5 protein-coding genes and 1 pseudogene are annotated in these 7,775 nt (G+C 67.7%); 2 read left to right on the top strand and 4 right to left on the bottom strand.

Annotated features, from left to right (window positions below):
- From H3O04_RS32235 to H3O04_RS32220, 4 genes and pseudogenes are all read right to left on the bottom strand, one after another.
- A pseudogene (locus H3O04_RS32235) lies at positions 1–475 on the bottom strand (hypothetical protein); the annotation flags it as partial.
- Between the two features lie 56 nt (positions 476–531).
- On the bottom strand, positions 532–3,099 hold the full coding sequence (locus H3O04_RS32230) for a TonB-dependent siderophore receptor (protein ID WP_202589227.1): 2,568 nt from the start codon (positions 3,097–3,099) through the stop codon (positions 532–534).
- A 54-nt stretch (positions 3,100–3,153) separates the two neighbouring features.
- Entirely contained in the window at positions 3,154–4,146 is a 993-nt protein-coding gene (locus tag H3O04_RS32225) for a FecR domain-containing protein (RefSeq protein WP_054927601.1), read from the bottom strand.
- A 3-nt stretch (positions 4,147–4,149) separates the two neighbouring features.
- Complete coding sequence (locus H3O04_RS32220) at positions 4,150–4,659, bottom strand: sigma-70 family RNA polymerase sigma factor (protein WP_011545141.1); 510 nt, start codon at positions 4,657–4,659, stop codon at positions 4,150–4,152.
- 494 nt (positions 4,660–5,153) lie between these two features.
- On the opposite strand from H3O04_RS32220, the gene H3O04_RS32215 reads away from it, so the two are divergent.
- Entirely contained in the window at positions 5,154–6,314 is a 1,161-nt protein-coding gene (locus H3O04_RS32215; protein WP_011545139.1) for a porin, read from the top strand.
- A gap of 412 nt (positions 6,315–6,726) precedes the next feature.
- Positions 6,727–7,775, top strand: a 1,049-nt coding sequence (locus H3O04_RS32210; protein WP_202589226.1) for a lytic transglycosylase domain-containing protein, incomplete at its 3' end; no start/stop codon positions are given.

The following is a 7,775-nucleotide window of genomic DNA, read 5'->3' as shown; positions in this document are numbered from 1 at the left end:
CGGCCGCGATCAGATGCGGCGCGTTGACGAGCCACAGGTAGCGCTCCTTGCCCGTTTCGCCGAAGTCGACGTCGTGCCGCTTGCCCGTCATCGCGAGATCGTCGAGCAGGTCGTTTTCCCACGTCACGAGCGGCTTGTCGAGCATGCGCCAGCCGGGCCGCACGTTCTTCGACGATACCGTCGACGAGATCACCACCAGATCGGCGTCGCGCACCGCATCGGGCGTGGCCGACTCGTCGATCAGGCGCACCGCGTAGCCGCGTTCGCCGAGATGCTGGCCGATGCGTTCGTCGACCTTCAGGTTCGGGCCGTGCAGTTGCACGAGCATCGCGACGCGCGTGACGGCCGGCGACGCATCGGCGGCGAACGCGGGCGCCAAGACACCGGCGCCAACAACCGCGAACAACGCGAGCGCCGACCCCGCGATCGCGCGCAACAGGCGGCGGCGCGCACCGCTCTTCATCTTCAGATTCATCTGGATTCCTCTCCGAAGCCGCGCGCCGACGCAATGGCCGCACGGCGATTGCATGGTCAGAACTGCAGCGTGGTCAGCAGCGACACCTGGCGCGCGTCGCCGATCGCGACGAAGTAGCGGTTCGCGCTCGACGGGTAGTACGTGCGGTTGAACAGGTTCTTCACGTTGAGCTGGAACGACAGCTTCTGCTTGCCGATCCGCGTGTCGTAGGTCGCGAACGCGTCGGCGAGCACGTACGACGGCAGCGTGAAGCTGTTCGCCGAATCGCCGGGCCGCGCGCCGACGTAACGCACGTCCGCGCCGATACGCAGATCGTCGCCGCCCGCCACCGTGCCGAAGTCGTAGACGGCGGCGAACGACGCAGTGTGACGCGCGACGTTCCACAGCTGGTTGCCCGCGTACAGCGGGTCCTCGGTCGTCTTCGCGTCGATGTACGCGTAGCTCGCGATCACGTTCACGCGTTCGCCGATCTTGCCGGAGACGTCGAGTTCGACGCCGCGCGAGCGCGCCTTGCCCGAGGTGCGCCAGTCGGTCAGCTTCGTCGCGTCGTTGTACTGCGACACGAGCACGTTCTTCTTGTCGATGTTGAACAGCGCGAGCGTGCCGGTCATCCCGCCGGCCAAGTCGAGCTTGCCGCCCACTTCCCACGCGGTCGCTTCCTCGGGCGGCGTCGCGCCGTCGATGATGTAGCCCGTCATCGGCGCGATCGACGACGACGGCTTCAGCGACTGCGAATAGCTGCCGTACAGCGAAAACGCATCGGTCCACTTGTAGACGATGCCCGCGCGCGGCAGCCACTTCGAGCCGCTGAGATCGGTGTTCGCGACGAACGGCCGGCCGCGCCCCGCCACCTGGTTGTACGTGATGTAGCGGAGGCCGCCCGACACGATCCACTTGTCGGTCAGGTGGACGGTGTCCTGGAAGAACGCGGACGCATCGTGCAGCGTGTCGGTCTGGTCGCTGTCGCTCGCGGACACCGTGCTCGACGGCGGCAGCAGCCCGTACACCGGATCGATATAACTGAACGGCGTCTTCACCGCCTGGCGCAGCAGGTCCTTGCGATAGATGCGGCGGTATTCGGTATCGAAGCCGACCTGCACGTCGTGCCGCATCCCCGCGAGCGTCAGCTTGCCGGTCACGTAGCCGATCCCGTAGCTGTCGGTGCTGAGCGAGCCGTGCGTCGCATCGTTGCTGCGCGTCATCGTGCCCTTCACCGGGTCGACGCCGGTCGTGCGCAACTGGTTCGCGTCGTAGGTCTCGCGGTTGTAGCTGTAGCCGAAATGCGCGCTCCAGTCCGCGTTGAACTGGTGATCGACGCTCAATTGCGCGAGCTGCGATTCGCCGTCCATGTTGTTGAACGGCTCGTCGATGCGCCGCCGTGCGGGGATGTCGAGCGGCGCATTGGTGCGCGGGTCGAGCGCGGTACCGCGATCGAACGGCGAATGGAACCTGCGGTACTGGTACGACACCGCGACCTGCGTATCGCGGCCGTACCACGCGAGCGACGGCGCGACGAAGGTCTGCCGGTACTCGCCGAAGTTGCGCCAGTACTGTTCGTTCGACTGGTCGACGATCAGCCGGTACGCGAGCCGCGAATCGCCGACCGGCCCGGTCGAATCGAAGGTCGCGCTGCCGCCGTTCTTGCCGTGCCCGAACGTCGACGCGCCGAGCGAGATCGCGTTGTAGCGCACGAGCTGCGGCTGCTTGGTGACGACGTTGACGACGCCGCCCGGGTCCATCAGCCCGTACAGCAGCGACGTCGGCCCCTTCAGCACCTCGACGCTGTCGGTCGCCGCGTTGAACGCGCGGCCCTGCACGAGCGGCATGCCGTTCTGCATGATCGAGCCGTCGCGGTTGCCGCCGAAGCCGCGCTTCATGATCGTGTCCTGCGTGCCGGCGAGCGTGTTGCCCTGCGTGATGCCGCTCACGTTGCCGAGCGCATCGTCGAGATTGCGCGGCCGCTGGTCGCGCAGCACCTGCGCGGGCACGATGTTGACGGCCTGCGCGGTGTCGAGCAGCGGAATGTCGGAGCGCAGCACGCCCGCTTCCTTCGGCGCGCGATAGCTTTCGGCGCGCAAGGCGCTGGAGCGCACGTCGATCGTCGGCAACTCGGTGGCCGGCGCGACGCCGGCCGCCACGGAGCCGGCCGCCGAGCCGTCGGCGCGCATCAGCGTGTAGCCACCGCCCGGCTGGCGCAGCGCGACGAGCCCCGTGCCGGCCAGCAGGCGGTCGAACGCGCCGTCGACGTCGAACCGGCCGTGCACGCCGCCGCTCGCGAGACCGGCCGTCAACTCGGGCGGAAATGCGAGCAGGATGCCCGCGTCGCGGCCGAACCGGTTCAGCGCCGCTTCGAGCGGGCCGGCCGGAATGTCGAACGCCCGACGCGACGCGCGCTGCGTGGCGGGCGCCGCATCGGCGTCGGTGTCGGCCAGCGCGGGCAGCGGCAGCAGTGCCGACAGCAGGACGGCACCCGCCAGCCGGCGGGCAAGACGGCCCGACGCGGCCGGGCGCGACGCGCGCGGCAGATGACGGGCGGGCGCCGGACGGCGCTGATACGTGAGACGGATGGAAGCCATGATCGGAGAGTCGGTGGACGATAGGCTAGGGCTGCTTTCATTACCCATGTCACGCGAAGATCGAGAAACAGCTCAGGTCGGCGAAAAAATTTTTCGGCGCGCTCACGAATGGGTCGAATAGGCCGGCACGACGGTCGCCCAGTAACGCGTCAGGTAATGGACGTCGATCGGCAGCATCGCCATCAGCGTATCGAGCACGCGCTGCGGATCGTCGAGCGGATAGGTGCCCGACACGCGCAGGTCGGCCACGGCCGGATCGCAGCGCAGGTTGCCCCGGCGATAGCGGTCGAGCTCGGCAACGAGATCGGCCAGCCGCATGCGCGACGCGACGAGCATGCCGCTCGTCCACGCGGACGCATAGGGATCGAGCGGCGCAGGCGCCCCGATCGCGTCGCGCGTGAAATCCGCGCCCGTCCCGGCCGCGATCACGCGCGAGCCGGCCGACGCATCGACCGGCTGCACCTGGACGGCGCCGGCGAACACCTCGACGCGTGTCGCGCCGTCGCGCTGCCGCACCGCGAAGCGCGTGCCGAGCGGTCGCAGCTCGCCCTGCGCGGTCGCGACGACGAGCGGCCGCGCGGGCAGACGATCGTCGTGACCGCTGGTGATCATGATCGTGCCGCGCAGCAAGCGCAGGCGCCGCGCCATATCGTCGAAGCGCACGTCGAGCGCCGTGTCGGTATCGAGCACGACGACCGTGCCATCCGCAAGCGTCACCGTGCGCCGCTCCCCGACCGCCGTGCGTAGGTCCGCCGGCCAGATCGTCGCGCGCCGCGAAGGCTCGGCCATCCATGCGGCGCCGCCCGCGAACAGCAGCACGGCCAGCGTCTTCACGGCCGTGCGGCGGCCGGCCCGCTTCGGCAGCAGCGCGGCCTGTGCGGCCTGCGCGTCGAGCCCGGCCGCCAGCCGGCCGAACCGGCCCTGCATCGCTTCGATGTGACGCCACGCCGCGTCGTGCGCCGGATCTTCCGCGCGCCAGCGCGCGAGCGCGGCGGTGAACGCGTCGTCCGTGCGGCCGGACTGCCGGTCGACCCACCACTCGACTGCGCGACGGGCGACGTGCGGCGGCACCGCCGGCGCTCCCGGGGCGGCCATCGGTCAGGCCGCCATCGCGAAGAAGCACTGCGTGCCGGCCTTCACGAGATAGCGCTTCACCGTCGCGAGCGACACGCCGAGCTGGCGCGCGATCTCGACCTGCGTGAGCCCGTCGAGCTGTGCGAGCAGGAACGCACGCTTCGCCGCGGGCGGCAGGCCGTCGAGCAGCCGGTCGATCTCGAGCAGCGTCTCGACCATGACGGCCCGCTCTTCCGGCGACGGCCCAACCGCTTCCGGGCGCTGCGCGAGCACGTCGAGATACGCGCGCTCGATCTGCTCGCGCCGCCAGTGGTTGCTCAGCACACGCTGCGCGACCGTGGTCAGGAACGCACGCGGCTCGTCGGCGCCGATCGGCTCGTCGCGTGCGAGCAGGCGCACGAACGTGTCGTGCGCCAGGTCGGCCGCGCGGTGTGCGCAACCGAGCTTCCGGCTCAGCCAGCCGCGCAGCCACGCGTGGTGGCCGACATAGAGGGCGTCGATTTCTCGATGGAGGGACAGCTTGTCAGCGGACATGGCCGGGTTCCGGGTGCGCGAGCGTCAACGATTCTGTAAATGAGAATGATTATTATATACAAAAGTAAGATAGCGACCTCGGTTTCGGTGCGCCGGTGGCGACGCTGACGCGGAGCGGAGGATGGCGAAGCCGCGTGAGTGTCGCCCCGCGGATGGCGGACCGCATGCGGTTATCACACTCGTTCCAGCCCGGCCAATTCGATTCGTTAAATAATGATTTGACGGATCGATAACAATATTGAGATTGCGGGAATTCACGCGAAAATCGCGCCGAATTATCACGCCCCATGCAAACCGCGCTGAAAAAAACGCGAAACAGAAACCCATTGATACGCAACGATCAATAATTCAAATCCCTCAAAAATGAATTTCCGGGAATGCGCCTGTCGGCATCAGGCCACAACGGAGAATTTCATTTTTGCCGTTTTATCGCGGCTCTGTAGTCTCCTGCCATTCCGGATCACGAACCCCCACCAATGCGCCAAGGAGATGACATGAAACGCACGACCCTCTCGCTGATTTCGCTCGCGTCGTTCGCGGCGATGCCCGTCGCGCATGCGCAATCGAGCGTCACGCTGTATGGCGTGATCGACACGTCGATCACCTATGTGAATCACGCACAGGGCAAGGACAACGCGTGGATGCTCGGCAACAGCAGCGCGGGTAACCTCGCCGGCAGCCGCTGGGGCGTGAAAGGCACCGAGGATCTCGGCGGCGGGCTGAAGGCACTGTTCCAGCTGGAAAACGGCTTCGACCCGAGCAACGGCCGGCAGGGCCAGGGCGGCCGCCTGTTCGGCCGTCAGGCCTTCGTCGGCCTGACGAGCGACCGCTACGGCACGCTCACGTTCGGCCGCCAGTACGACCCGCTCGTCGACCTCGTGCAGGGCATCACCGCCGACAACTACCTGGGCAGCGCGTTCGCGACGCCGGGCGACGTCGACAACTACGACAACAGCTTCCGCGTCGACAACGCGGTGAAGTACACGTCGGCCGTCTATTCGGGCCTGCAGTTCGCGGCGATGTATTCGTTCGGCGGGATCGCCGGCAGCACCGGCGCCGCGCAGTCGTACTCGGCCGCCGTGTCGTACAACAACGGGCCGTTCAGCGTCGCCGGCGGCTACTTCCACGCGACCAACAGCCCCGCGTCAAACGGCGTGCGCAACGGCTGGACCAGCTCGTCGGACGGCACGTTCGACGGCCCGATCAACAGCGGCTATGCCAGCGCGCACTCGTTCGGCATCGCGCGCATCGCGGGCCAGTACGTCGCCGGCCCGTTCACGTTCGGCGTCGGCTACAGCAATGCGCAATACCGCCGCGACGCGAGCTCGGTGTTCGGCTCGAACGAGCACTACAACACGGGGCAAGGCTTCGTGAACTACCAGGCGACGAACGCGCTGCTCGTCGGTGTCGGCTACAGCTACACGCGCTCGGGCGGCGACACGTCGGCGACCTATCACCAGGTATCGGCCGGCGCCGACTACAGCCTGTCGAAGCGCACCGACGTCTACCTGACCGCCGCGTATCAGCACGCAAGCGGCCAGACCGGCGACGGCAACGGCGGCTCGATGGCCGCGCAGGCATCGATCGGCTCGTACGGTTATGCGGGCACGAGCTCGCAGACGATGGTCAACCTCGGCCTGCGTCACCGCTTCTGATCGCGAATCGCGATACCCGGAGACGGCCGACTGCGCTCCACGTGGCCGGTCGACTCCCGCATTGCACATACGGCGGCTTCGGCCGCCGATTTTTTGCCGCTTCCTTTTGCGCCACGAACGGCTGGCGCGCGATTTTCTCTTTCGCTCGCTTGATTGCCGGTTTCACCCGGCGAATGACGTAATACGTCAGGTTCCGGTCGCCGCCATTGCATCGGCATTCGCGCCAATGCCGGCCATTCTTACCGATCCTGCAACGCCTCGGACCCTGATCCGGCGCGATACAAATGCGCGTCGAACGCGCGGATAAATGCAAAGGAAAGTTTGACGCGAGCCATTTGCCCGGCTGCTATGGCACACTTCGCGTCTGCGTAATTTCCTTGCACCGGGCGCCCGGATTCCGCCCCATCCTGCCATGCCGCGTCATACCACTCGCCTGTTCGGCCGCCACTCGCTGCCCTTCGCCTCGACGATCGCGCTCGCGTGCGCGCTCTGCGGCGTCGCGCGGGCAGATTGCCTGGACGACGCGGCCGCGTTCCAGCACGTGAGCGTCGCCCTGATGCGCGGCATCGCGCAAGTCGAATCGGGGATGAATCCGAACGCCGTCAACACGAATACCAACGGCACGGTCGACATCGGGCTGATGCAGATCAACAGCACGTGGCTGCCGACGCTCGCCCGCGAAGGCATCACACGGGAAAGCCTGTTCGATGCGTGCACGAACGCGTACGTCGGGGCGTGGATCCTGTCGCAGAACATCCGCCAGCTCGGCCCCAACTGGAACGCGATCGGCGCGTACAACTCCGCGTCGCCCGACAAGCGCCTCGCCTATGCGCGCAAGGTCTATGATGCAATCCGGACCATGCCGGATTCGCCGGATACTCCCATGCCCATCCTTCCCCCCTCCTTCACGCCGCCGCAACAGGCGCAGACGTACAACCCGTTCGCGAGCCTGAGCGTGTCGGCGCCGCCCGTCACGCGCGCGCGGACGATCTCGCCGGCCTCGCCGCCGGCGCCGCCGCAGGGGGGCCCCGCCGGCCCGGCCGGTACGTACAACTTCGGATGGACGGTCACCGGCGCCGATCAGGCCAAGCCGACCCAGGTGTTCGACGACGGTGCGCGGGTCTACGTGCAGTTCAGCGACATGAAGCACGTGCCGGCGATCTTCACCGAGACGTCGGCCGGGCGCGTGCTGATGTCGTGGGAGCTGCAGTTTCCGTATGCCGTCGTGACGCGTCCCGCGCAAACGTTGATCTTCCAGCTCGGGCCGTTCGAAGCGCGCGCGCAGCGCAGTTCGGCGGCCGCAGGTATGACCGCGCAGGCCGGGACGGCGGGCACGGCGACGGCCGGCGCATCGGCCCCGGCATCGAAGAAACCGGCCGGTGCGGCAGCAAATGCCGCGACGAACACGGCAGCCAATACGACAGCGAAACGCACCGCCTCGGCCGATGCGCTGTGGTACGT

It is taken from the genome of Burkholderia sp. KCJ3K979 (assembly GCF_016759955.1).
GTDB lineage: Bacteria > Pseudomonadota > Gammaproteobacteria > Burkholderiales > Burkholderiaceae > Burkholderia > Burkholderia orbicola.
Note: the sequence above shows the minus strand (reverse complement) of the source record. Positions and strands in the feature narration are given on the sequence as shown.

Bases quoted from the DNA above. Each gene is read 5' to 3' on its own strand.
- H3O04_RS32215 (WP_011545139.1), top strand. From the start codon at position 5,154: ATGAAACGCACGACCCTCTCGCTGATTTCGCTCGCGTCGTTCGCGGCG.
- H3O04_RS32225 (WP_054927601.1), bottom strand. From the start codon at position 4,146: ATGGCCGCCCCGGGAGCGCCGGCGGTGCCGCCGCACGTCGCCCGTCGC.
- H3O04_RS32220 (WP_011545141.1), bottom strand. From the start codon at position 4,659: ATGTCCGCTGACAAGCTGTCCCTCCATCGAGAAATCGACGCCCTCTAT.
- H3O04_RS32230 (WP_202589227.1), bottom strand. From the start codon at position 3,099: ATGGGTAATGAAAGCAGCCCTAGCCTATCGTCCACCGACTCTCCGATC.